Origin of the sequence: Saccharothrix longispora (genome assembly GCF_030852425.1) — a bacterium.
GTDB classification, from domain to species: domain Bacteria; phylum Actinomycetota; class Actinomycetes; order Mycobacteriales; family Pseudonocardiaceae; genus Actinosynnema; species Actinosynnema longispora.
This window is the reverse complement of record NZ_NSDM01000011.1, coordinates 126780-151155: the sequence shown is the minus strand read 5'-3', so window position 1 is coordinate 151155 and position 24376 is coordinate 126780. Positions and strand designations below refer to the sequence as shown.

Genomic DNA, 24376 nt, shown 5'->3' with positions numbered 1-24376 from the left:
CCGCTGCCGGTGGTGGACGTGCCCTCCAGGGTCCTGGAGTACCGCCCCGGGGTGATGCTCGACGGCTACACCGAGCGGCAGCGCGTCATCGCCCCGTGGGGCCAGTCGCGCGTCTACTCCGCCGGCGCCACCGACCCGGGCGCGCCGGTGGTCCGTTTCGGCGTCCTCACCTCCATCTCCGGGGACGTCGGCCCGAAGGTCGCGGACGCGAAGCCCGAGGACCGCACGACCGTCGCCGGCGCGACGGCGGCCTGGTTCGGCGACAGCCTGTACTGGAACGCCACCCCGGGCCGGGTGCTCAACGTCAGCCTGGAGAACGTCACCGGCGTCGACGCCCGCGCCGAGGCGCGCCGCATCGCCGAGTCCGTCCAGCCGGACACCACCGCGATGCGCGTCCCGTTCTCGCTGGACGAGTACCCCTACGCGGTCGTGGAGGGGCCGAACCCCGCGGAGTGGGCGATCAGCGGCACGAGCGACTTCGCGGACGTCCGCTACGCCGTGACCGTCACGCGGTCCGACACCCCGCCCGCCGGCGGCGTGCCGACCACCGTGGACGGGCGCGAGGCGTTCTACGTCGGCGACGGCTTCGGCCGGCTCACCCACCAGGTCGCGCCCGGCGTCCAGGTCGCCGTGGCGCCGCACGAGCCGAAGCTCCCGGACGTGCCCGAGCCGCTGCGGCCCGAGCACGCCACCGCCGGGCAGCTGGTGCGGGTCGCCGAGGCGCTGACCGTGGACGGACCGCCCCGACGTGGACTGGCTCGGCCGCTAGACCGTCTGCGATACCAGACACGATCGGGGGTTCCCGGGTCGTGCGGACCCGGCTGCCGGGGTGGGATGTGCTCATGCAGCAACCCGTGCAGCTGGGTCCCAAGCCCCTGACCCGCGACGACGTCCACGCCGTCGCCCGCGGTGGCGCGCGCGTGGAGATCGCGGAGTCGGCCCGCGAGGCGGTCGCCGCCGCCCGCGCGCACATCGAGCGCCTGGCCACGGCGGAGCAGCCGACCTACGGCGTGTCCACCGGGTTCGGCGCGCTGGCCGTCCGGCACATCCCGCCGGACCGCCGGGCCGCCCTCCAGCAGTCCCTGGTCCGGTCGCACGCGGCGGGCTCGGGCCCCGAGGTGGAGCGCGAGGTCGTCCGCGCGCTCGTCCTCCTGCGCCTGAAGACCCTCACCACCGGGCACACCGGCGTCCGCCCGCGGACCGCCGAGGCGATGGCCGCGATGCTCAACGCGGGCATCACGCCCGTGGTGCACGAGTACGGCTCGCTGGGCTGCTCCGGCGACCTGGCGCCGCTGTCCGCCGCCGCGCTCGCGCTGACCGGCGAGGGGTACGTGCGCGACGCCGACGACGTGCTGCTGCCCGCCGCCGACGCCCTCGCGAAGGCCGGGATCGAGCCGGTGCGGCTGGCCGAGAAGGAGGGCCTGGCGCTGATCAACGGCACCGACGGCATGCTCGGCATGCTGGTGCTCGCGATCCACGACCTGCACCACCTGCTCGACGTCGCCGACCTGACCGCGGCGATGAGCGTGGAGGCCCTGCTGGGCACCGACCGCGTGTTCGCGGAGGAGCTGCACGCGCTGCGCCCGCACCCCGGCCAGGGGCGTTCGGCCCGCCGGATGGCCGAGTTCCTGCGCGGCTCGGAGATCGTGGAGAGCCACCGCGGCCCGGACTGCACGCGCGTCCAGGACGCCTACTCGCTGCGCTGCTCGCCGCAGGTGCACGGCGCGGCCCGCGACACGGTCGCCTACGCCGAGGTCGTCGCCGACCGCGAGCTGGCCTCGGCGATCGACAACCCGGTGGTGCTGGCCGACGGCCGGGTCGAGTCCAACGGCAACTTCCACGGCGCGCCGCTCGCGTACGTGCTGGACTTCCTGGCCATCCCGACGGCGGACGTGGCGAGCATCTCCGAGCGCCGCACCGACCGCATGCTCGACGTGAACCGCTCGCACGGGCTGCCGCCGTTCCTGGCGCACGACCCGGGCGTCGACTCCGGCCACATGATCGCCCAGTACACGCAGGCCGCGATCGTGAGCGAGCTGAAGCGGCTGGCGGTGCCCGCGTCGGTGGACTCGATCCCGAGCAGCGCCATGCAGGAGGACCACGTCTCGATGGGCTGGTCCGCCGCCCGCAAGCTCCGCCAGTCCGTGGCCGGCCTGCGCCGGGTCCTCGCGATCGAGCTGATCACCGCGGCCCGCGCGCTGGACCTCCGCCACCCGCTCACGCCCGCACCCGCCACCGCGGCGGCCGTCGCGACGCTACGCGAGCACGTCCCGGGTCCCGGCCCGGACCGCCACCTCGCCCCGGAGATCGCCGCCGCCGAGGAACTCATCCGGAATGGAGCGATCTGATGGTCCGCGCCGCACGAGGAACCGAGCTGACCGCGCGCAGCTGGCCCACCGAGGCCGCGCTGAGGATGTTCCACAACAACCTGGACCCGGACGTCGCCGAGCGCCCCGAGGACCTGGTGGTCTACGGCGGCACCGGCAAGGCCGCCCGCGACTGGCCGAGCTTCCACGCCATCTCGCGCGAGCTGGCCCGGTTGGCCGACGACGAGACGCTGCTGGTGCAGTCCGGCCGCCCGGTGGGCGTGATGCGCACGCACGAGTGGGCGCCGCGCGTGCTGATCGCCAACTCCAACCTCGTGCCGGACTGGGCCAACTGGCCCGAGTTCCGCAGGCTGGAGGCCGAGGGCCTGACGATGTACGGCCAGATGACGGCCGGGTCGTGGATCTACATCGGCACCCAGGGCATCCTCCAGGGCACCTACGAGACGTTCGCCGCGGTGGCCGACAAGCGGTTCGGCGGGACGCTGAAGGGCACCCTGACGGTGACCGCGGGCCTGGGCGGCATGGGCGGCGCGCAGCCGCTCGCGGTGACCATGAACGAGGGCGTCGCGCTGTGCGTCGAGGCGGACCCGGCCCGCGCCCGCCGCCGGGTCGAGACCCGCTACCTGGACGAGGTCGCCGACGACCTGGACGACGCGGTCGCGCGCGTGCTGGCGGCCAGGGCCGAGGGGCGCGCGCTGTCCGTGGGCGTCATCGGCAACGCCGCCGAGGTGCTGCCGGAGCTGCTGCGCCGGGACGTGCCGGTGGACGTCGTGACCGACCAGACGTCCGCGCACGACCCGCTGGCGTACCTGCCGGTCGGCGTGTCGGTGGACGACTGGGCCGACTACGCCGCGAAGAAGCCCGAGGAGTTCACCGACCGGGCGCGCGCCTCGATGGCGCGGCACGTGGAGGCCATGGTCGGGTTCCTCGACCGCGGCGCCGAGGTGTTCGACTACGGCAACTCCATCCGCGGCGAGGCGAAGCTGGGCGGCTTCGAGCGGGCGTTCGACTTCCCCGGCTTCGTGCCCGCCTACATCCGGCCGCTGTTCTGCGAGGGCAAGGGCCCGTTCCGGTGGGCCGCGCTGTCCGGCGACCCCGCCGACATCGCCGCGACCGACCGGGCCATCCTGGAGCTGTTCCCCGAGGACGAGAAGCTCGCGCGGTGGATCAGGATGGCCGGCGAGCGGGTCGAGTTCCAGGGGCTGCCCGCCCGCATCTGCTGGCTCGGGTACGGCGAGCGCCACCGGGCCGGGCTCAGGTTCAACGAGATGGTCGCGTCGGGGGAGCTGTCCGCGCCGATCGTCATCGGGCGCGACCACCTCGACTGCGGTTCGGTCGCCTCCCCCTACCGGGAGACCGAGGCGATGGCCGACGGTTCCGACGCGATCGCCGACTGGCCGCTGCTGAACGCGCTGGTCAACACGGCTTCGGGGGCGACCTGGGTGTCGCTGCACCACGGTGGCGGGGTCGGCATCGGGCGGTCGATCCACGCCGGGCAGGTGACGGTGGCGGACGGCACGGAGCTGGCCGCGCGGAAGATCGAGCGGGTGCTGACCAACGACCCGGGCATGGGCGTCATCCGGCACGTGGACGCCGGGTACCAGCGGGCGGTCGACGTGGCCGCCGAGCGCGGTGTGGCCATCCCCATGGCCGGTGCCTGATGACGGACCTCGCGGACCTCGCCGACGTCGGCCGCGACCTCCGGCGCGGCGGGTACTCGCGGCACGGGTTCGACCGGGTCGAGCTGGAGCTGCGCGAGTGGTTCACCGAGGAGGCGCGGCGGCGCGGGCTGGACGTGCGGCCGGACCGCAACGGGAACCTGTGGGCGTGGTGGGGCGCGCCGGGACCCGGCGCGGTGGTGACCGGGAGCCACCTGGACTCGGTGCCCGGCGGTGGGGCGTTCGACGGCCCGCTGGGCGTGGTGTCGGCGTTGCAGGCGGTGGACCTGCTGCGGGCGCGCGGGTTCGAGCCGTCGAAGCCGCTGGCGATCGTGGTGTTCGTGGAGGAGGAGGGCGGGCGCTTCGGCGTGGCGTGCCTCGGGTCGCGGCTGATGACCGGCGCGATCACCCCCGAGGCGGCGGCCCGGCTGACCGACGCCGACGGCGTGACGTTCGGCGAGGCGGCGCACGCGGCGGGCTTCGACCCCCTGCGGATGGGACGCGACGAGCCCGCCCTGGCGCACGTGGGCGCGTTCGTGGAGCTGCACGTGGAGCAGGGCCGCGGCCTGGACGTGCCGGTGGGCCTGGCGTCGTCGATCCTCGCGCACGGCCGGTGGCGCTACACGTTCACCGGTGAGGGGAACCACGCCGGCGCGACGCTGATGGAGGACCGCCGGGACCCGATGCTCCCGGCCGCGCAGCTGGTGGTGGCCGCGCGCCGGGCCGCCCGGGACGGGGCGCGGGCGACCGTGGGGCGGATCGCGCCCAACCCCGGCGGCACGAACGTGATCGCCTCGTCGGTCGACGTCTGGCTCGACGCGCGGGCCGACGACGAGCCGCGCACCCGCGAGGTGGTCGAGCGGATCACCTCCGCCGCCCGCCGGGCCGCCGCCGACGAGGGGTGCGAGGTGCGGGTCACCGAGGAGAGCTGGGGTGGCACGGTGCTCTTCGACCCTGCTTTGATGGCCGACGTGCGACGAGCCGTCGGTGAGGACACCCCCGCCCTGCCCACCGGGGCCGGGCACGACGCGGGCATCCTCGCCGCGCACGTGCCCACCGCGATGCTGTTCGTGCGCAACCCCACGGGGGTGAGCCACGCGCCCGCCGAGTTCGCCGAGGCGGACGACTGCGCGGCGGGCGTGGCGGCGCTGGCCGCGACCCTGGAGCACCTGGCGTCCGCGGGAACCGCCCGGTGAAGAGCTACTGGTGCGAACGGGCGTGGCTGCCGGACGGCGTCGCCGCCCGCGTCCTGGTGCGCGTCGACCACGGCCGGATCGTCTCCGTGTCCACCGTGGACACCATCCCGCTCGGCGTGGAGCGGTTGTACGGCCTGGTGCTGCCCGGGTTCGCCAACGCGCACTCGCACGCCTTCCACCGGGCGCTGCGCGGGCGCACGCACGGCGGCGGCGGGACGTTCTGGACGTGGCGCGACGCCATGTACGAGCTGGCCGACCGGTTGACGCCCGACTCGTACCTGCGGCTGGCCCGCGCGGTGTACGCGGAGATGGCGGTGGCCGGCGTGACCGCCGTCGGCGAGTTCCACTACCTGCACGACGGCGGCAACGAGATGGCCGAGGCGCTGCGCCAGGCCGCCCGCGACGCCGGCATCCGCATCACCCTGCTCGACGCCTGCTACCTGGCGGGAGGCATCGGCGAACCCGTGCGCGGCGTGCAGGAGAAGTTCTCCGACGGCACCGGCGACGCGTGGCTCGACCGGGTCGCCGAGCTGCGCGGGGACGACAACACGAGGATCGGCGCCGCGATCCACTCGGTGCGCGCCGTGCCCCGGGACACCCTGGAGCTGGTCGCGGGCGCCTTCCCCGACCGCCCGCTGCACGTCCACCTGTCGGAGCAACCCGCCGAGAACCGGGCGTGCCTCGACGCGTACGGCCTGACGCCCACCCGGCTGCTCGCCGAAGCCGGTGCCCTCACCGGGCGCACCACCGCCGTCCACGGCACCCACCTGACGGCCGAGGACATCGCCCTGCTGGGCGGAGCGTCCTCGGGGGTCTGCCTCTGCCCCTCGACGGAGGCGGACCTGGCCGACGGCATCGGCCCGGCGCGCGAACTGGCGGACGCCGGTTCACCGCTGTCCCTGGGCAGCGACCAGCACGCCGTGGTGGACCTGCTGGCGGAAGCCCGCGCGCTGGAGCACGGTGAGCGCCTGCGCACCGGCCACAGAGGACGGTTCACGCCGGCGGAGCTGGTCGGGGCGCTGACCAACCACGCCGCGATCGGGTGGCCGGAAGCGGGCGGCATCGTGGTCGGCGCGCCGTGCGACCTGGTGTCGGTCAGGCTGGACTCCGTGCGCACGACGGGCGTGGCACCGGGCCAGGTCGTGATGGCGGCGACGGCGCCCGACGTGTCGGTCGTCGTGGTCGGAGGTCGGGTGGTCGCGCGCGACGGCGTGCACGAGGCGTTGGGCGACGTGCCGAGGTTGCTGGGCGAGGCGCTGCGGTCACTGCTCGACTGACCGGGCTCGACTGACCGGGCTCGACTGACCGGGCTCACCTGATCGGGTAACGGGATTCCCATTCCCGGGACCCCGCCTGCCCATCATGTGCCATGCCGATGCGCCCGTCGTTCCGCCGCCGGAAGTTGGCCCGCCGCTTGCGCCGGATGCGCGAGGAAGCCGGGATGACCATCGAGGACGCCGCCGCGCGCCTCGACAAGCACCGGAACTCGCTCTACCGGATCGAGGCGGGGGAGACCAAGGTCGACGTCCACCTGGCGCGCACCATGATGGACGTCTACGACCACTACGCCCCCGACCTGCTCGACCAGGTCCGCGACGCCCTGACACCGGGCTGGTGGACCACCTACGGCCTCCGGAACATGGGTTATGTCGACATAGAGACGGAGGCGGTGGCCGTGCGGGAGTTGACCCTCCTCCACGTCCCCGGCCTCCTCCAGACGGAGGACTACGCCCGCGCGGTGCTCGAGAGCGGCCAGCGCTGGAGCAAGCCGGAGTTGGCGGCCCACGTGAAGGTCAGGATGGTGCGCCAGCGCCGCCTGACCGCCGAGGACGACCCGCTCCACCTGACCGCCCTGGTCGATGAAACCGCATTGCGCCAGCGCATCGGTAGCAGTGCTCTCATGAGGGAGCAGTTGGAGTACCTGACGATGGTCGCCGAAGTCGACACGGTCGACCTCCGCGTCCTGCCGCAGACCATCGGTGCTCATGCGGGGCAGCGCGGACCCTTCACGCTGCTCTACTTCCCCGACCCGGCGGAACCGCCCCTGCTGTACGTCTCCTACGCGACAGGGGCGCTGCACAGCGAAGATCCCGACCAGGTGAACCGGGCTAAGGTGTTGTTCGAGAACCTGCTCGGGCTCGCCCTGGCTCCGGCCGAGTCGGTCGCTTTGATCGAGCGGGTCCATGCCGAATTCGAGTGAGAGGGCGGCGCACCGTGGACACGACCGGTCTGGTCTGGCGGAAGAGCAGTCGCAGCGGCAGCGGTGGGAACGACAACTGCGTCGAGGTGGCGTTCCCGTCCCCTCAGGTGGCGGTGCGGGACTCCAAGAACCCGCCCGGTCCTCGGTTGTCGTTCTCCGCGCCCGCCTGGCGGCGGTTCGTGCGGCGGTGAGCGATCCGGCGGTGCACAGCACCCTCATCACCGGCATCGGGGAGTTGACCACCAACGACCCCGGACTCGGCCGCCTGACCGACGCGGCGATCGTCTTCGACTCGCACGTCCGGTGGGTCGGCCCGGCATCCTCCGCCCCCGCCGCCGACGAGCGGATCGACGTGGCCGGCCGCGCGGTGCTGCCCGGTTGGGTCGACAGCCACACCCACCTCCTCTTCGCCGGTGACCGCACCGCCGAGTTCGAGGCCCGCATGGCCGGCCAGGCGTACACCGCCGGCGGGATCGCGGTGACCGTCGGGGCAACCCGCGAGGCATCCGACGACGACCTGCTCGCCAACCTGCACAAGCACGTCGCGGAAGCCGCCCACCAAGGCACCACCACCGTCGAGACCAAGACCGGCTACGGCCTGACCGTCGCCGACGAGGTGCGCTCGGCCCGGATCGCGGCCGGTGTGGTCGACGAGGTGACCTTCCTCGGTGCGCACCTGGTGCCCGCGGACGTCGACAAAGACGCCTATGTGTCCTTGGTGGCGGGCGTGATGCTCGATGCCGTGGTGCCGTACGCGCGGTGGGCGGATGTGTTCTGCGAGCGCGGTGCGTTCGACGAGGACGAGTCGCGGACCGTGCTGGAGGCGGCGGCGGCCAAAGGACTCGGTCTGCGGGTGCACGGCAACCAGTTGGGCGAGGGGCCCGGCGTGAGGCTGGCCGTGGAGTTGGGGGCGGCCAGCGTCGACCACTGCACGTACCTGTCGGCCGCGGACGTAGAAGCGCTCTCGCGGTCGCGCACGGTCGCGACCCTGCTGCCTGCGTGCGATTTGTCGACAAGGCAACCCCTGGCACCGGGGCGTCGGCTGCTCGACGCCGGGGCGACCATCGCGTTGGCCAGCAACTGCAACCCCGGTAGTTCGTACACGACGTCCATGGCGTTCAACGTCGCCACCGCCGTGCTCCAGATGGGGCTGACGGTCGAGGAAGCGGTCACGGCGGCGACGCTGGGCGGGGCCAAGGCGTTGCGGCGCAGCGATGTGGGACACCTGGGAGTCGGCGCGCGGGCCGATGTGCACGTGCTCGAAGCACCTTCCGCGACGCACCTCGCCTACCGCCCCGGAGTGCCCCTCACGCACGCCGTGTGGCGCGAAGGCCGGCAGGTCCGCTGACCGGTGCGGTTCACGCGGCCAGCGGAGCCGACGCAGGTGTGGGTGGTCGGTGGAGCAGGTTCTGGCGTGCCTCTGTGCGGGGTGGGTGTGTCGGGGTGGGATGAAGGTCGGTGTCCCGCCGTTTGTCGCGACTCGCCGGTGTGTGTGGTGGATGAGTGTGTGGTGGGTGTGGCAGGGCAGGACGAGGTCGTCCAGGTCGGTGGTGCCGCCGTCGGCCCGGTGTTGGATGTGGTGGGCGTCGCACCACTGGGGTGGTCGGTGGCAGTCGGGGAAGGCGCAGCCCCGGTCGCGGGCGTGCAGTGCCCTGCGCTGGGCGGTGCTCACGGTCCGCTTGGCGCGGGCGGGGTCGAGTACTTCGGACGCCCCGCCGAGGACGACGGGGAGGACTGTGGCGTCGCAGGCGATGCGGCGGGCTTGGGCGGCGCTGAGGTGGTGGTCGCCGTCGAGCACCGCGTGCCCGACGCCCCGGCGGAGGGTGTCGTGGTCGATGGTGACGCTGATGTGCGGCCGTTCTCCGGCTTCGGTGGGCAGGTCGCCCGACCGCGAAGCCAGTGCGACCAGGTCGGCGAACGCCTCGCCCCTGTCCACCGCTTCACCTCCCGTGAGTCGGCGCGCACGAGACGCCGGTACGCATCCGCGCCCAGCCCACGCCGCAACACCTCGGCCAACAGGTGCAACCGCCGCACATGCAGCGCCCGCAGTGATGCCTCGACCTCCGCGATGGCGGCGAACACACCATCGTCGGAGAGCAGCGCGGGCGACACGTCCATGAATCCAGGCTATTCGAACACCAGTTCCCATTTCATCACTCGAATGGTTGTCCTGACGGATGAACCTGGTAGCTGTGGATCGACGCGGACTCACTCTCGGGAGTGAGTCGAAGACCGCTCCTGCCGGCGATCAATTCCGAACCGACGGTCCGCAGTCTGTACCGCATGAGGAACAAGGCTTTTCTCGTCGCACCCGTGCTGGTGCTGGTGTACGGGATCTTCCGGGTCTTCGACGGGTTCGACGGCGAACGGGGACCGGGGATCGCGTGGACGGCCGGCCACCTGGCGTTCATGGGGGCGCTGGTGGCGTTCGCGGTCGTCTTCCGGCGTCTTCGGGCGATGGCGGGCACCACGCTCGCGACGGTGACCGCCGTGGTGGCCACGGCCGGTGCGGCCGCGTTGTTCGGGCAGTTCGCGGTGGACGTGGTGGTCGGGCTGCTCAACGACGACCACGCGGGGATGGCGGCGATGTCGCGGCAGGTGAAGGCCGTGCCGGGGGTGGGGCCGCTGTTCTACGACCTGGGGCCGTACCTGTTCTACGTCGGCCAGTTGGTGTTGGTGGTGCAGGTGGCGCTGGCCGGGCGGGCGAAGGCGTGGACGCCCTTCCTGGTGCTCGCGGACCTGGCGATGCCGTTCGTGGACAAGGACCTGATCCCGGTGGGCGCGCTGCTCCTGCTGGTGTCGTTCCGGCAGTTCACCCGGCCCGAACGGCCGGCGCCGCGTTGGCGCACGCGTGACGGGGCCGCCGTGTGAAGATCCCTCGTGTGGTGGTGAGGTGGGGGCTCCCGGCGCTGGTCGTGGCGGCGCAGCTGTGGCCGTTCGCCGTCCGCGACGGCGAGTACGGCTGGTGGGGCTACGCGGTGGTCGTCGCCTCCGCCGTCCCGCTGCTGTGGCGGCGTGAGGCGCCGCTGGCCGCGCTGGTGCTGAGCCTCGCGGCGACCGGGCTGTACGACTTCGGCGGTGAGGCACCGGCCCAGCCCGTCTGGTACGGCGGGATCGTCGCGATGCACGCCGTGGCCGCCCACTCCGGTCGACGGGCGCGGGTCGCCGCGCTGGTGGTGTCGATCGGCGGCACGGTGCTGCTGGTGGGCCCCGAACCGGCGTTCCGGACCGTCGCGCTGCTCGCCGCCGCCTACGCGATGGGCCGGGCGGCGGCGGCCTCCGCGGAACGCGTCGCGCGGCTCGCGCGGGAACGGGAGCTGGAGGCCGAGCGGGCCGCCGAACGCGAACGCGCCCGCATCGCGCGCGACATGCACGACATCCTGTCCCACGCGGTGAGCGTGATGGTGGTGCAGGCCGAGGCCGGGCCGGTCGTGCTGCGGGCGGACCCGACGCGCGCAGAGGCGGCGTTCGACGCCATCGCGGCGGCCGGGCGGGACGCGATGACCCAGTTGCGCGGCATCCTCGCGGTGCTGGAGGACGACGACTCGCGCGCGCCCCAACCCACCCTCGACGACCTGCCCGCGCTCGCCGACCAGGTGCGCGCGGCGGGGGTGGACGTCGGGTTCGCGACCGGTGGCACGCCGCTGCCGCTGCGCCCGGACGTGGCGGTCGCCGCCTACCGCACCACCCAGGAAGCCCTCACCAACGTCGTGAAGCACGCGTCCGCCGGGCGCGCCGACGTCCGACTCGACTGGCGGGACGACGAACTCGTGATCAGCATCACCGACGACGGTCGCGGCACCGCGGCCGGACACGGGGGCCGCGGCCTGATCGGCATCCGGGAACGCGCCGCGGCCTGCGGCGGCACGGCCCACGCCGGACCGCGGACCGACGGGCGCGGGTTCCGGGTCGTCGTGCGGCTCCCGGCGTGAGCGTCCGGGTGGTCGTCGCCGACGACCAGGAACTGGTGCGGGCCGGGTTCGCGATGATCCTCGACGCGCAGCCGGACATCGAGGTCGTGGCGGAGGCGGGCGACGGCGCGCAGGCCGTCGCGGCCGTGCGGGAGCACCGGCCGGACGTGGTGCTGATGGACGTCCGGATGCCCGGCGTCGACGGCATCGAGGCGGCCCGCGCGGTCAGCGGCGAGACCAGGGTGCTGATGCTGACCACGTTCGACGCGGACGAGCACGTGTTCGCCGCGCTGCGGGCGGGTGCGAGCGGGTTCCTGCTCAAGGACGTGCGGCGGGACGACCTGGCGCACGCGGTGCGCGTGGTGGCGGCGGGGGAGTCGCTGCTCTCGCCGTCGGTGACGCGCCGGCTGATCGCCCGCTTCACGTCGCCGACCCCGGTGGAGGTGTCCGGCAGGCTGGACGTGCTGACCGCGCGGGAGCGGGAGACCCTGGCGCTCATCGCACGCGGCCTGTCGAACGCCGAGATCGCCGCCGAGATGGTGGTCACCGAGCACACCGTGAAGACCCACGTCGGCAACGTGCTGGCCAAGCTCGGCCTGCGCGACCGGGTGCAGGCCGTGATCGCGGCCTACGAGTCGGGGCTGGCCGTCCCGGGGGGCCGGTGACGGCCGACCTGGAGCGGCTCCACGTGGCCGGATCGGCCCGACCAGGGCAGGCTGGGGGCATGGAGTACACCCAGCTCGGCCGTTCCGGCCTGTCCGTGTCCCGCCTGTGCCTGGGGACGATGAACTTCGGCCCCGAGACGTCCGAGGCCGACAGCCACGCCATCATGGACCGCGCGCACGAGCACGGCCTGAACTTCTTCGACACGGCGAACGTCTACGGCTGGCAGAAGGGCGAGGGCGTCACCGAGCAGATCATCGGCCGGTGGTTCGCACAGGGCGGCGGTCGGCGCGAGAAGACCGTGATCGCGACCAAGCTGTACGGCGACATGGGGGACTGGCCGAACGAGGGCCGGCTGTCCGCCCTGCACATCCGGCGCGCGGCGGAGGAGTCGCTGCGGCGGCTCCGGACCGACCACCTCGACCTGCTCCAGATGCACCACGTGGACCGCAACACCCCGTGGGACGAGATCTGGGAGGCGTTCTCCGTGCTGCGGCAGCAGGGGAAGGTCCTCTACTTCGGGTCGTCCAACTTCGCCGGGTGGCACATCGCGCAGGCGCAGGAGGCGGCCCGCGAGCGGCACTTCCTGGGATTGGTGAGCGAGCAGTCGATCTACAACCTGCTCAACCGCTTCGTCGAGCTGGAGGTGCTGCCGGCGGCGCTGCACTACGGCCTCGGCGTCATCCCGTGGTCGCCGTTGCAGGGTGGCCTGCTCGGCGGCGTGCTGCGCAAGCAGCGCGAGGGCGGCGGTTCGCGGGGCACCAACGAGCGGAGCCGGAAGGCGCTGGAGAAGCACCGCGACGCCGTGGAGGCGTACGAGAAGCTGGCCGCCGACCTCGGTGAGGACCCGGCGCACCTCGGCGTGGCGTGGCTGCTGCACCAGCAGGGCGTGACGGCCCCGATCATCGGTCCGCGCACCATGGAGCAGCTGGACGGCTCGCTGCGGTCGGTGGAGATCGCGCTGGACGACGAGGTCCTGGCGAAGCTGGACGAGCTGTTCCCGGCACCCGGCCCGAACGGCAGCAAGCCCGCGCCGGAGGCCTACGCCTGGTGATCCCCGGCTCCCGCGCGCCCACCACCCCGACCGGGAGGTGGGCGCGCGGGTGTCAGCCCTCGTCGGCGGTGCGGCCGAGGCGCAGTGCCGAGACGAGGAAGAAGACGCCGCCGACAAGGGCGTAGCCGGCCAGGGTGGTCAGGGTCGCGCCGTCGCCGGACGCCTGGAGGAAGAACGCCGTCCCGGCCAGCGTGGACAGGCCGCCACTGGCGATCATCGCCCACTGGCCGCCCAGCTCCCGCCGCCCGACTCCGACGACGAGTTGCACGGCCCCCGACGCGACCGCCCAGATCCCCCACGCCCGCAGGACCGCCGGGACGCCACCCGACGTGACGGCGACGGCGAGGCCGACGGCGGCCAGCGAGCTGATCGCGATGTTCAGGTGGAGCCCCCGCGCCGACCCGGCGGCGCGTGACGAACGCGCGTCGACGACGGCCGCCGCCACGTCGAACAGCGGGTAGAGCACGAGCAGCGCCCCGCTCACCGGTCCGATGCCCGATGCGGTCGCGAACAGCGAGCCTGCCCAGACGAGGGCGAACGCGAAGCGGACGAGGTACAGGCGGCGGAGGGCGGGCGCGGAGGCGGTCGTGGTGGTCATGGCTGTTGTTCCCAACGGTCGGAGACACTGCGGACTTCGGCGGTAGACGTACTAGTTCGTCTACCTGATGACGGCCACCTTGCTCCGGTTCGGAGGGCTCGCACAACGGAAGGTGACCCGTCTCACGCACGCAGGACGCCAGCGAGTAGACGAACTAGTAAGTCAGCTACACTCGGCCGGTGCTCACCACCGGCCGGGACGGCCCGGAGAAGGGATGGAGCCGCGATGGCGCAGACCGCCGGGACCGACGTCCCGCCCAAGGGTCGACCGGTCCGGGAACGCATCCTGGCGGCGGCGGACGAGCACTTCTACGCCGAGGGCATCCGGGCGGTCAGCGCGGACCGGCTGATCGCCGAGGCGGGCGTCAGCAAGGTGACCTTCTACCGGCACTTCCCGACCAAGGACGACCTGGTCCTGGCCTACGTCGAGCGGAAGGCGGCGGTCGAGCGCGGCGTGCTGGAGGAGTTCCGCGAGCGGTCCGCCGACGCCTGCGACACGCTCGTCGCCATCGGCCGCGGCATCTCCGACATGAGCTGCTCACCGGGCTTCCGGGGCTGCCCGTTCATCAACGCCGCCGCCGAGTACGCCGACCCCGACCACCCCGTGCGGCGGGCCATCGCCGCCCACCGGGTCTGGTTCGCGGAGTACCTGGGGGAGCTGCTGGGGGAACTGGGCGTCGCCGACCGCGCCGCAGCCGTCGAGCAGTTGATCTTCCTCCGCGACGGCGCGATGCTCGCCGGCTACCTCAGCCTGGACCGCGCCGACCGCGCCGAGTCCATCGTCAGGGCCGGCCGAGCCGTGGTGGAGGCCGCCCGGACGGATGCCCTCACGTGAGATCCGGAGACGCCGGACGCGACGAGGCTCACGACCAGCCGGTTTCGTCGCTCGGTCGAAGACGGACGACGGATCGGGTGCCGAGGACCACCTGACCAGGTGGTGGTCGATACCGGTCAACCGGTTGATCGATCAGTAGGCTTGACCCGGGAGTCCGGCACCGCGGGTGCTCGGGCGAGTCGCAAGGCCAGGTGCACCTGGGGCAGACCGGGACCCTGGCCTTACGCATCTCCCGACTGTGGCGTTGAGCAGAGTCAGCACTTCGTCTCGACGAAGACCTCGTGCAAGCGGTCTTCGAGCATCCGCTGGTACACACTGTCGCCCATCAGATGGGCGCGCACCGCTCCGGCGATGATGTCGGCGGCCCAGAACAAGGGCTCCTTCGCTCCTGCCTGGTGCTCTACCCGGAACCGAGTGCCCTTGGGCAAGGCATGGCGGGCGCCGGTGACCGTGGTGACGTCACGCCTGTCCAACTCGGTCGTGCGAGATTCGATCAACAGTTCTCGGACCTCCAAGCTGTCGAGTTCGTGCACGAGTCGAGCCAGGCATGCCGCGCGCGCTCGCTCCTGTCGTTTGACGGGAAGCGAGGTGCCGACCGTGACGACGTGCAAGCCGTCGAGTTCGGCCAGTCGTTCGGCGGCGATCCGCTTCTGGCGCTTGTCCATCTCGTTCCAGTGAAGCTTGGCAGTACCGCGGTCGCCGCGCAGGTGCAACGACACCTCGCGCGCGTTCGCGTGCTCAGCAGGGGCGAAACCGCCGGCGCGAGCACGTAAAGCCCTCGCCGCCCTCGGTCGCTTCGAGGTAGGACTCGTCCGCGAACGCGCGGTTGTGCAGCAGGTCGGGGGACAACCATCGGCCTCTCGCGGAGATGTGCGGTCACATCATCTCCCACACCTCCGACATCCCCGAACCACGCGTGTAGCCACGGCGTGGCGACGCCCGACGCCGCTCAGTCCTCGAGGTCGTCCTCGTCGTCACGGGCCAACCAGGTCGCCAGGCGCTCGACCGGCGTCTCGAACTCCGGGTTCGCGTCGACGAACGCCCGCAGCCGATCGGCCAGCCACGCCAGCGTGACCTCCTCCTCGCCGCGCCGGCTCTCCAGCTCCTCGATGCCGCGGTCGGTGAAGTACACGTCGTCCTCCAAGACGGGGAAACGGCCGAGCCGCCGGAACGCGCGCCCCGACGGCTCGGCCAACGAACGGGAACGGCCTACTCGAACGCCTTGGCGATCAGCTCGCGCTGCTCGACCTCGTGCACCTTGGACGACCCCGCCGACGGGGCGGCCATCGGGCGGCGCGAGACGCGCTTCACCGTGAACCGCGTGGGCAGCAGCTCCGGCAGCGCCAGGCCGAAGAACGGCCACGCGCCCTGGTTCGCCGGCTCCTCCTGGACCCAGCGCACCTCGGTGGCGTTCGGGTAGCTCTTCAGGGCTTCGGTCAGCTTGCGCGCCGGCACCGGGTAGAGCTGCTCGACGCGGACGACCGCCACGTCCTTCGCGCCGCGCTTCTCCTGCTCGGCCAGCAGCTCGTAGTAGATCTTGCCGCTGCACAGCAGGACGCGCTTGACCTCGTCCTTCACCACGTTCCGGTCGTCGATGACCGACTGGAAGCGCTCCTCGACGAAGTCCTCGACCGGGCTGGTCGCGGCCTTCAGGCGCAGCATCGACTTGGGGGTGAACACCACCAGCGGCCGGTTGACGCCGTCCAGGGCGTGCCGCCGCAGCAGGTGGAAGTAGTTCGCCGGGGTCGACGGCACCGCGATGGTCATCGAGCCCTCCGCGCACAGCTGGAGGAAGCGCTCGATGCGGCCGGACGTGTGGTCGGGGCCCTGGCCCTCGTGGCCGTGCGGCAGCAGCAGCACGACGTCGGACACCTGGCCCCACTTGGCCTCACCGGACGAGATGAACTCGTCGATGATCGGCTGCGCGCCGTTGACGAAGTCGCCGAACTGCGCCTCCCACAGCACCAGGGCGTCGGGGTTGGCCACGGAGTAGCCGTACTCGAAGCCCAGCGCCGCGAACTCGGACAGCACCGAGTCGTAGACCATGAACTTGCCCTGGTCCTCGGCGAGGTGCTGGAGCGGGGTGTGCTCCGCGCCCTTCTTGCGGTCCACCAGCGTGGCGTGCCGCTGCACGAACGTGCCGCGCCGCGAGTCCTGGCCCGCCAGGCGGACCGTGCGGCCCTCCAGCACCAGCGAACCGAACGCCAGCAGCTCGGCGAACGCCCAGTCGATGCCGCCCTCGCGGGCCATCTTGGCGCGCCGCTCCAGCACCGGCTTCACGCGCGGGTGCGGGGTGAAGCCCTCGGGCAGGTCGACGTGCGCGTCGGCGATCCGCTCGATGACCGACCGGTCGACGCCGGTGGGCAGCTTGGCCGGGACCTGCTGCTCCTCCTCGATCGACGGCGAGGTCTTGATCGGGTGCTTCTCCAGCTCCCTGACCTCGTTGAACACGTGCTCCAGCTGCGAGGAGAAGTCCTGGAGCGCCTTCTCGGCCTCCTCGACGGAGATGTCGCCGCGGCCGATCAGGGACTCGGTGTAGGTCTTGCGCACCGAGCGCTTCGTGTCGATCACGTCGTACATGGCGGGCTGCGTCATCGAGGGGTCGTCGCCCTCGTTGTGGCCGCGGCGCCGGTAGCAGACCATGTCGATCACGACGTCCTTGTTGAACGCCTGCCGGTAGTCCACGGCCAGCTTCGCGACCCAGTAGCACGCCTCGGGGTCGTCGCCGTTCACGTGGAACACGGGCGCGCCGATCATCTTCGCGACGTCGGTCGAGTACTTCGAGGAGCGCGAGTTCTCCGGCGCGGTGGTGAAGCCGACCTGGTTGTTCACCACGACGTGCACGGTGCCGCCGGTGCGGTAGCCGCGCACGAGCGCCAGGTTCAGCGTCTCGGCGACCACGCCCTGCCCGGCGAACGCGGCGTCGCCGTGCATCGCGACGGGCAGCACGGAGAAGCCCTCGCCGCCCTTGTCGAGGATGTCCTGCTTGGCCCGGACGATGCCCTCCAGCACCGGGTCCACGGCCTCCAGGTGCGACGGGTTCGCGGTCAGCGACACCTTGGTCTCGCCGTCGCCGAACATGCGGAAGTACTTGCCCTCCGCACCCAGGTGGTACTTCACGTCACCGGAGCCGTGCGCCTGACCCGGGTCGAGGTTGCCCTCGAACTCGCGGAAGATCTGCGAGATCGGCTTGCCGACGATGTTCGCCAGCACGTTCAGCCGGCCGCGGTGCGGCATGCCGATGACGACCTCGTCCAGCTCGTGCTCGGCGGCCTTGTCCAGCACCGCGTCGAGCAGCGGGATGACCGTCTCGCCGCCTTCGAGCGAGAACCGCTTCTGGCCGACGTACTTGGTCTGGAGGAAGGTCTCGAACGCCTCGGCGGCGTTGAGCTTCGACAGGATGTACTTCTGCACGGAGGCCGGCGGCTTCTCGTGCGGGACCTCGACGCGCTCCTGGATCCAGAGGCGCTCCTCCGGGTCGAGGATGTGCATGTACTCGACGCCGACCGTGCGGCAGTACGAGTTGCGCAGCACGCCGAGGATGTCGCGCAGCTTCATCCGCTCCTGGCCCGCGAACCCGCCGACCGGGAACTCCCGGTCGAGGTCCCACAGGGTCAGGCCGTGCGACAGGACGTCCAGGTCGCGGTGGCTGCGCTGGCGGTAGTTCAGCGGGTCCGTGTCGGCCATCAGGTGGCCGCGGGTGCGGAACGCGTCGATCAGCTCGATGACGCGGGCGGTCTTGTCGACCGCGCCCTCGGGGATGTCGGCGACCCAGCGGATCGGCTCGTACGGCAGCCGCAGCGACGTGAACACGTCGTCGTAGAAGCCGTCCTCGCCCAGCAGCAGGTGGTGGATGCGCTTGAGGAACTCGCCCGACTCGGCGCCCTGGATCACGCGGTGGTCGTACGTCGAGGTCAGCGTGATGATCTTGCTGACGCCCATGTCGGTCAGGGCCTGCTCGCTGGTGCCCTGGAAGTGCGCGGGGTACTCCATGGCGCCGACGCCGACGATCGTGCCCTGGCCCGCCTGGAGGCGCGGCACCGAGTGGTTGGTGCCGATGGTGCCCGGGTTGGTCAGCGAGATGGTGGTGCCGGCGAAGTCCTCGGCGGTCAGCGAGCCCGACCGCGCCTTGCGGATCAGGTCCTCGTAGGCCTGCCAGAACTGCGTGAACGTCATGTTCTCGCAGCCCTTGATCGAGGCCACGACCAGCGAGCGGGAACCGTCCTTGCCGGGCAGGTCGATCGCCAGGCCGAAGTTCACGTGCTCCGGCGTGACGACGAACGGCTTGCCGTCTACCTCGGCGAAGTGCCGGTTCATGTTCGGGAACGCCTGGAGCGCCCGGACCACCGCGTACCCGATGAGGTGGGTGAAGGAGACCTTCCCGCCGCGGGTGCGCTTGAGGTGGTTGTTGATGACGATGCGGTTGTCGGCGAGCAGCTTGGCCGGCACGGCGCGCACGCTCGTCGCGGTCGGAACGGTGAGCGACAGCTCCATGTTCTTCGCGATGGCGGCGGCGGCGCCCCGGAGCTGCTTCTGCTCCTCGCCCTGGGCGGGCTTCACCGGCGCGGCCTTGGCGGCCTGGGCGGGGGCGGGCTTGCTCGCGGGCTTCGCCTGCGCGGCGGGCGCGGCCTTGGCGGCCGGGGCGGGCGCGGGCTTGGTCGCGGCCGGCTTGGCCGCGGGCTCGGCGGGCTTGGCGGCCGGCTTCGTCGCGGTCGCGGTGGTGGTCGTGGCGGTCGTGCCGTTCTCCGCGGCCGCCGCCGCCCCGTTGCCCGACCGCTGCGTCGACTTGTAGTCGGCGAAGAAGTCGTGCCAGGCAGGGTCTACCGACGACGGGTCGGCGAGGAACTGCTCGTACATCTCCTCGACCAGCCACTCATTGGGACCGAACTGAGAAGCAGGACTGCTGCTGGACACGGCTGGTGCTCGCCTCTATCCATCTCGCTCTTGGCAATGACTCACTCCTGTCCAGGCTAGTCCCCCGTCTGGTGCAGTTCACACACAGGAGGTGCCCGGCGCAGAGGTCTCACTCACAGGATCGATCACGTCATCGGTCCCGTTATGGGTGCTTGAGCACCTCTTGAGGTTAGGCCCGTCACGCGTCCCGCGGGGGTGCCGGCCCGCCGGCGTCGTGCGCACCGCCGGTCCCGCCGGGCGGTGAGGTGTTCACCATTCTGAACCCGATCGTGTGACCTGCTTGTTCAACCTGTCGGTTGACTTCACTGGTGACGCGTCGTAGGTTGTGTTCAACCGAGCGGTTGAACAAGGAGGTGGCGGTGGACGACCGGTTGTCGCGGGTCTTCTCGGCCCTGGCCGACCCGATCCGGCGCGACATGGTGGCGCGGCTCGCGGTGGCCGACGCGACGGTCAACGAGTTGGCCGAGCCGTACCCCGTGACCGTGCAGGCCGTGTCGAAGCACCTGAAGGTGCTGGAGGACGCCGGGCTGGTCAGCCGCGGCAAGCAGGCGCAACGGCGACCCGTCCACCTCGAGGCGGAGGTCTTCGACCTGATGGCGAAGTGGATCGAGCGCTACCGGCACGAGGCCGAACAGCGCTACCGGCGGCTCGACGCCGTGCTCGCAGACCTGGCCGACGAGGCCACCCCCGACGTGCGTGAAGGAGAAGCGTCATGACCACGACCACCCATTCCACGACCACCCACCCCGAGACCACCATCGCCGCCGACCCGGCGGTGCCGACCATCCGCATCAGCCGCGAGTTCGCCGCCCCGCCCGCGGCCGTGTTCCGCGCCCACACCGACCCCGACCTGGTCGCCCGGTGGCTCGGACCGCGCTCGGTGACCATGGTCGTGGAGCGCTGGGACGCCACCACCGGCGGCGCGTACCGGTACAAGCACACCCGCGGCGACGAGGAGTACGGGTTCTACGGCTCGTTCCACGAGGTGCGCGAGCCGTCGCGGATCGTGCAGACGTTCACCTTCGGGGGCTTCCCCGACGGCGTGTGCCTGGAGACGCTGACGCTGACCGACCTGGGCGACGGCCGCACGCGGCTCGACGCGGTCAGCGTGTACGACTCGTTCGAGGTGCGCGACATGGCCCTGTCCTCCGGCATGCAGACCGGCGTGGTCGAGGGCTACGAGCAGCTCGACGAGGTCCTGGCCTCCTGACCGGGACCCCTCGGCCCCGCCGCCGGCGGGGCCGAGGGGTCAGCCCACCTGCGCGCCCACGGCGTCGTCCGCGTCGTCCGGGGCGGCCTCGCCCACGCCGTGCGCCCACAGCCGCGCGTAGGGGCCGCCCGCCTCCAGCAGCTCGGCGTGCGTGCCCACCTCGGCGATCCGGCCGTCGGCCAGCACCACGATCCGGTCGGCGCGGGCGGCGGTCGCCAGGCGGTGGGCCACCACGAACGTCGTGCGCGCACCCGCCAGGTGGTCGCCCGCCGCCAGCACCGCCGACTCCGTCGCCGGGTCCAGCGCGGCGGTGGCCTCGTCGAGCAGCAGCAGCGCCGGCCGCACCAGCTCGGCGCGGGCCAGGGCGACCAGCTGGCGCTGCCCCGCGGACAGCCCCTGGCCGCGTTCGCCGACCTGCTGGCGGAAGGCGTTGGGCAGCGACGCCACGGTCGGCAGGGCGCCCACCGCGCGGACCGCCGCCTCGACCTGCGCCCGCGAGGCGTCCGGGTTCCCGTACGCCACGTTCTCGGCCACGTCGCCGCCGAACAGGTGCGCCTCCTGCGGCACGACGCCCAGCCGCTGCCGCAGCGCCGACAGGTCGTAGTCGCGGACGTCGACGCCGTCGATCAGCACCTGCCCGGACGTGACGTCGTAGAACCTGGCCACCAGCTTGACCAGCGTCGACTTGCCCGCGCCGGTCGCGCCCACCAGCGCCACCGTCTCGCCGGGCCGGACGTGCAGCGACACGTCCGCCAGCGCCGGCGCGGCGGTGCCCTGGTAGGCGAACGAGACGTCGCGCAGCTCCACCTCGCCCCGCAGCCCCGACACGCCCACCGGGTGCTCTGCGGGCGGCACGGAGGTGGGCGTGCGCAACAGGTCGCCGATGCGGCTGAGGCCGACCCGCGCCTGCTGGTAGCCGTCGAACACGCCGGACAGCTGGTACAGCGGCGCGAAGAACAGCCCCAGGTACAGCACGAACGCCAGCAGCACGCCCGTCGACAGCGAGCCCTCGGCCACCCGGTACGCCCCGACCACCAGGACCGCCGCCTGCGCGACCCCCGACAGCAGCGCCAGGAACGGGAAGTAGGTGGCGATGTAGCGCTGCGCCCGGATGCGGGAGCGGCGGTAGGCGTCGCTGCGCTCGGCGAACGCCTCCGCCGAACGCGACTCGCGCGTGTAGGCCTGGGAGACGCGCAGGCCGGACACGTTCTCCTGGAGGTCGGCGTTGACCGCGCTCACGCGTTCCCGCGCCTCCGCGTAGGCCCGCGACGACACCCGCTGGAAGATCACCGTCGCGACCAGCAGCACCGGCAGCACGCTCAGCGCCACCAGGGCCAGCCCGGGGTCGGTCACCACCAGCGCCACCGCGATGCCCGCCACCGTCAGCACGCTGATCGCGAACGTGGTCAGGCCCGTCTGGAGGAAGCTCGACAGGGCGTCCACGTCCGTCGTCATCCGGGTCATGATGCGCCCGGCCATCTCGCGCTCGTAGTAGTCCAGACCGAGTCGTTGCAGATGGGCGTAGCTGCGCACACGCAACAGGTAGAGCAGCCGCTCGCCGACCCGGGACGTGACGACGGTGCCGACCGCCGACGCCAGCCAGCCCAGCGCGACCAGGGCGAACCCGATCGCCGCCGCCGCCCACAGCCAGCCGGCCGCGCCGCCCACCACGCCCCGGTCGACGCCCAGCCGCACCAGGCCGGGCAGCGCCACGGCCAGCGCCGTGTCGACCAGCAGCAGCCCGCCGACGCCCACCATCGCCCACCGCACCGGCCGCAGCAGCGAGCGCAGCCGGAAGCCCGGGTCGGGCGCCGTCGGGTCCTCGCCGCGCAGGTCCGGCTCGTCCCGCGCCGGCGGCAGGGCCCGGACCCGCTCGACCAGCTCCGGCGTGGGCGGGGTGCCGCCCAGCAGCGCCGACGTGCCGCCACCGCCCCGGGCCACCTTCGGCGCGGCGCTGACCGCCCGGTTCGCCGCCCGCACGGTCAGCTCGTCCTCGTCCGAGTCCGGCCACAGCTCGGGCGTCACCCCGTCCGGGCCGGGTTCCAGGCGCGCGTCCGCCCGGGGGTCCACCTGCTCGATCGCCTCACCGGGCCCCGCCAGCAGGTCGCGGTACAGCCGGCAGCGGGCGGTCAGCTCCTCGTGCGTGCCGACGTCGACCAGGCGGCCCGCGTCGAGCACCGCGATCCGGTCCGCCAGCGCCAGCGACGACCGGCGGTGCGCGACCAGCACCGTGGTGCGCCCGGCGGTCACGGCGGCCAGCGTGCGGTGGATCGCGGCCTCGGTGGCGTTGTCCACGGCCGACGTCGCGTCGTCCATCACCAGCACCCTCGGGTCCGACAGCAGCGCCCTGGCCAGCGCCACCCGCTGTCGCTGGCCGCCCGACAGGGTCAGCCCGCGCTCGCCGACCACGGTGTCGTAGCCGTTCGGCAGGGCCTCGACGAACCCGTGCGCCTCGGCCGCCCGCGCGGCCGCGCGGACCTGCTCGTCGGACGCGTCCGGCACGCCGTAGGCGATGTTCGCGCGCACCGTGTCGGAGAACAGGAACGCCTCCTCGAACACCGTGCCCACGGTCCGCCGCAGCGACTCCAGCCGCAGCTCCCGCACGTCCACGCCGCCCACCAGCACCGAACCCCCGTGCACGTCGTAGAACCGGGGGAGCAGCAGCGAGATCGTCGACTTGCCCGAACCCGCCGTGCCGACCACGGCCAGCGTCTCGCCCGGCTCGACCCGCAGCGACACCCCGGACAGCACCGGCTCGCTGCGCGTGTAGCCGAACGACACGTCCCGCAGCTCCACCCCCACCGGCCCCGCCGGCACGTCGCGCTCGCCGTCCACCACGTCCGGCTGCGAGTCGACCAGCTCGTACACCCGCTCCACGCCCGCGCGCGCCAGCTGCGCCGTCACCATCAGGCTGGAGATCAGCCGGGTCGGGCCGACCAGGTTCGCCACGTACGTCGCGAACGCCAGGAACGTGCCGAGGGACACCTCGCCGCGCAGCGCCAGCCACCCGCCCAGCGCGAGCACCGCGACCTGGCCCAGGTAGGGGAACGCGGTCAGCGTCGCCGCCGGCTTCGAGGTCAGCCGGGCCGCCCGCATCCGCTCCGCGAACAGCGCCTTCGCCCGCGACTCCAGCCGGGCGACCTCCCGCGCCTCCTGCCCGAACCCCTTCACCACGCGCACGCCGGTGACGGTCTCCTCGACGTGCTGCGCCACGTCCGCCGCCCGCTGCTGCGCCGACCAGGTGGCCGGGAAGAGCGTCAGCCTGCTGCGCGCCGCGACCACCCCCACGGCGGGCACGACGACCAAGGCGATCACCGTGAGCAACGGCGACAGCCAGAACATGGCGACCAGCGCGGCCACCGCGAAGACGACCGTGCCGAACGCCAGCGGGGTCATCGAGAGCAGGCTGTTGACCAGTTGGAGGTCGGTGATCGAGCGCGACACCACCTGCCCGGTGCGCAGCGCGTCCTGCTTGTGCCCGTCCAGCCGCTGCACCGCGCCGAACACGGCCTGCCGCAGGTCGTGCTGCACGTCCACGGCCAGCCGGCCGCCCAGGTAGCGGCGCACGAACGCGGTGCCGAAGGTGAGCAGCTCCAGCCCGACCAGCACGGCCGCGAGCCAGGTGAGGCGGTCGGTGCGCCCGGCCACCGCGTCGTCCACGGCGGCCTTGATCAGCAGCGGCCCGGCGGCCTGGAGCCCCACCCCCACGACCGCCGCGAGCACCGACCACACCACGAGGGAGCGGTGCTGCCAGCACGCGCGCGCGAGTCGCCTGATCCAGCCGTCGGTGTCGGTCACGCCCACCACAGTA

20 protein-coding genes and 1 pseudogene are annotated in these 24376 nt (G+C 72.7%); 15 read left to right on the top strand and 6 right to left on the bottom strand.

Translation table 11 applies throughout. The annotated features are described in order from the left end of the window. Positions 1-18: 18 nt before the first annotated feature. From CKY47_RS24585 to hutI, 8 genes are all read left to right on the top strand, one after another. On the top strand, positions 19-879 hold the full coding sequence (locus CKY47_RS24585) for a hypothetical protein (RefSeq protein ID WP_306748452.1): 861 nt from the start codon (positions 19-21) through the stop codon (positions 877-879). Next, positions 843-2348, top strand: a complete 1506-nt coding sequence (hutH, locus tag CKY47_RS24580) for a histidine ammonia-lyase (RefSeq protein ID WP_306748450.1) — start codon at positions 843-845, stop codon at positions 2346-2348. The genes CKY47_RS24585 and hutH overlap by 37 nt, the downstream gene beginning before the upstream one ends. Then, positions 2348-3988: a urocanate hydratase gene (gene hutU, locus CKY47_RS24575; RefSeq protein ID WP_306748448.1), complete on the top strand. Its 1641-nt coding sequence runs from the start codon at positions 2348-2350 to the stop codon at positions 3986-3988. The genes hutH and hutU overlap by 1 nt, the downstream gene beginning before the upstream one ends. Then, entirely contained in the window at positions 3988-5181 is a 1194-nt protein-coding gene (locus CKY47_RS24570) for an allantoate amidohydrolase (protein ID WP_306748447.1), read from the top strand. The genes hutU and CKY47_RS24570 overlap by 1 nt, the downstream gene beginning before the upstream one ends. After that, positions 5178-6458, top strand: coding sequence for a formimidoylglutamate deiminase (locus tag CKY47_RS24565; protein ID WP_306748446.1), 1281 nt, complete (start codon positions 5178-5180; stop codon positions 6456-6458). The genes CKY47_RS24570 and CKY47_RS24565 overlap by 4 nt, the downstream gene beginning before the upstream one ends. A gap of 92 nt (positions 6459-6550) precedes the next feature. After that, the gene (locus tag CKY47_RS24560) at positions 6551-7381 is read left to right on the top strand and encodes a helix-turn-helix domain-containing protein (protein WP_306748445.1); all 831 of its coding nucleotides are present in this window, start codon (positions 6551-6553) and stop codon (positions 7379-7381) included. 14 nt (positions 7382-7395) lie between these two features. Next, positions 7396-7572, top strand: coding sequence for a DUF397 domain-containing protein (locus CKY47_RS24555; protein ID WP_306748444.1), 177 nt, complete (start codon positions 7396-7398; stop codon positions 7570-7572). Then, positions 7569-8729, top strand: coding sequence for an imidazolonepropionase (gene hutI, locus CKY47_RS24550; RefSeq protein WP_306748443.1), 1161 nt, complete (start codon positions 7569-7571; stop codon positions 8727-8729). Before CKY47_RS24555 ends, hutI begins: the two co-directional genes overlap by 4 nt. 297 nt (positions 8730-9026) lie before the next feature. Here hutI and CKY47_RS36965 read toward each other — a convergent pair. Further along, positions 9027-9530: pseudogene (locus CKY47_RS36965) on the bottom strand (DUF222 domain-containing protein); the annotation flags it as partial. 134 nt (positions 9531-9664) lie between these two features. Here CKY47_RS36965 and CKY47_RS24545 point away from each other — a divergent pair. The 4 genes from CKY47_RS24545 to CKY47_RS24530 are packed head-to-tail and all read left to right on the top strand — an operon-like array spanning position 9665 to position 13009. Beyond that, complete coding sequence (locus CKY47_RS24545; RefSeq protein WP_306748441.1) at positions 9665-10252, top strand: hypothetical protein; 588 nt, start codon at positions 9665-9667, stop codon at positions 10250-10252. A 17-nt stretch (positions 10253-10269) separates the two neighbouring features. After that, complete coding sequence (locus CKY47_RS24540; RefSeq protein WP_306748440.1) at positions 10270-11313, top strand: sensor histidine kinase; 1044 nt, start codon at positions 10270-10272, stop codon at positions 11311-11313. Beyond that, positions 11310-11957, top strand: coding sequence for a response regulator (locus CKY47_RS24535; RefSeq protein ID WP_306748439.1), 648 nt, complete (start codon positions 11310-11312; stop codon positions 11955-11957). Before CKY47_RS24540 ends, CKY47_RS24535 begins: the two co-directional genes overlap by 4 nt. A gap of 59 nt (positions 11958-12016) precedes the next feature. Further along, a complete protein-coding gene (locus tag CKY47_RS24530; RefSeq protein ID WP_306748438.1) occupies positions 12017-13009 on the top strand; it encodes an aldo/keto reductase in 993 nt (330 codons plus the stop codon). Positions 13010-13061: 52 nt separating this feature from the next. Here the strand turns inward: CKY47_RS24530 and CKY47_RS24525 are convergent, their stop codons facing one another. Beyond that, the gene (locus tag CKY47_RS24525) at positions 13062-13607 is read right to left on the bottom strand and encodes a hypothetical protein (protein ID WP_306748436.1); all 546 of its coding nucleotides are present in this window, start codon (positions 13605-13607) and stop codon (positions 13062-13064) included. Between the two features lie 225 nt (positions 13608-13832). Between CKY47_RS24525 and CKY47_RS24520 the strand changes: the two genes are divergently transcribed. Further along, positions 13833-14441, top strand: a complete 609-nt coding sequence (locus tag CKY47_RS24520) for a TetR/AcrR family transcriptional regulator (protein ID WP_306748435.1) — start codon at positions 13833-13835, stop codon at positions 14439-14441. A 254-nt stretch (positions 14442-14695) separates the two neighbouring features. On the opposite strand, the gene CKY47_RS24515 is transcribed toward CKY47_RS24520, so the two are convergent. From CKY47_RS24515 to CKY47_RS24505, 3 genes are all read right to left on the bottom strand, one after another. Then, on the bottom strand, positions 14696-15160 hold the full coding sequence (locus tag CKY47_RS24515; protein ID WP_306748433.1) for a hypothetical protein: 465 nt from the start codon (positions 15158-15160) through the stop codon (positions 14696-14698). A gap of 230 nt (positions 15161-15390) precedes the next feature. After that, positions 15391-15573: a DUF6104 family protein gene (locus tag CKY47_RS24510; RefSeq protein WP_306748683.1), complete on the bottom strand. Its 183-nt coding sequence runs from the start codon at positions 15571-15573 to the stop codon at positions 15391-15393. 77 nt (positions 15574-15650) lie between these two features. Further along, positions 15651-19355 carry a multifunctional oxoglutarate decarboxylase/oxoglutarate dehydrogenase thiamine pyrophosphate-binding subunit/dihydrolipoyllysine-residue succinyltransferase subunit gene (locus CKY47_RS24505; RefSeq protein ID WP_306748432.1) on the bottom strand — a complete coding sequence of 1235 codons (3705 nt, stop codon included), beginning with the start codon at positions 19353-19355 and terminating at the stop codon, positions 15651-15653. Between the two features lie 359 nt (positions 19356-19714). Between CKY47_RS24505 and CKY47_RS24500 the strand changes: the two genes are divergently transcribed. Together CKY47_RS24500 and CKY47_RS24495 are read left to right on the top strand one after the other, a co-directional pair. Further along, positions 19715-20071, top strand: a complete 357-nt coding sequence (locus CKY47_RS24500) for an ArsR/SmtB family transcription factor (RefSeq protein WP_306748431.1) — start codon at positions 19715-19717, stop codon at positions 20069-20071. Beyond that, positions 20068-20565, top strand: coding sequence for an SRPBCC family protein (locus tag CKY47_RS24495; RefSeq protein WP_306748429.1), 498 nt, complete (start codon positions 20068-20070; stop codon positions 20563-20565). The genes CKY47_RS24500 and CKY47_RS24495 overlap by 4 nt, the downstream gene beginning before the upstream one ends. Positions 20566-20604: 39 nt before the next feature. Here CKY47_RS24495 and CKY47_RS24490 read toward each other — a convergent pair whose 3' ends face one another. Next, positions 20605-24369, bottom strand: a complete 3765-nt coding sequence (locus CKY47_RS24490; protein ID WP_371320727.1) for an ABC transporter ATP-binding protein — start codon at positions 24367-24369, stop codon at positions 20605-20607. Positions 24370-24376 lie beyond the last annotated feature (7 nt).

Excerpts from the sequence above, each read along its gene's own strand:
- hutH (WP_306748450.1), top strand. The coding sequence starts at position 843 with ATGCAGCAACCCGTGCAGCTGGGTCCCAAGCCCCTGACCCGCGACGAC.
- hutU (WP_306748448.1), top strand. The coding sequence starts at position 2,348 with ATGGTCCGCGCCGCACGAGGAACCGAGCTGACCGCGCGCAGCTGGCCC.
- CKY47_RS24570 (WP_306748447.1), top strand. The coding sequence starts at position 3,988 with ATGACGGACCTCGCGGACCTCGCCGACGTCGGCCGCGACCTCCGGCGC.
- CKY47_RS24560 (WP_306748445.1), top strand. The coding sequence starts at position 6,551 with ATGCCGATGCGCCCGTCGTTCCGCCGCCGGAAGTTGGCCCGCCGCTTG.
- CKY47_RS24545 (WP_306748441.1), top strand. The coding sequence starts at position 9,665 with ATGAGGAACAAGGCTTTTCTCGTCGCACCCGTGCTGGTGCTGGTGTAC.
- CKY47_RS24530 (WP_306748438.1), top strand. The coding sequence starts at position 12,017 with ATGGAGTACACCCAGCTCGGCCGTTCCGGCCTGTCCGTGTCCCGCCTG.
- CKY47_RS24525 (WP_306748436.1), bottom strand. The coding sequence starts at position 13,607 with ATGACCACCACGACCGCCTCCGCGCCCGCCCTCCGCCGCCTGTACCTC.
- CKY47_RS24520 (WP_306748435.1), top strand. The coding sequence starts at position 13,833 with ATGGCGCAGACCGCCGGGACCGACGTCCCGCCCAAGGGTCGACCGGTC.
- CKY47_RS24495 (WP_306748429.1), top strand. The coding sequence starts at position 20,068 with ATGACCACGACCACCCATTCCACGACCACCCACCCCGAGACCACCATC.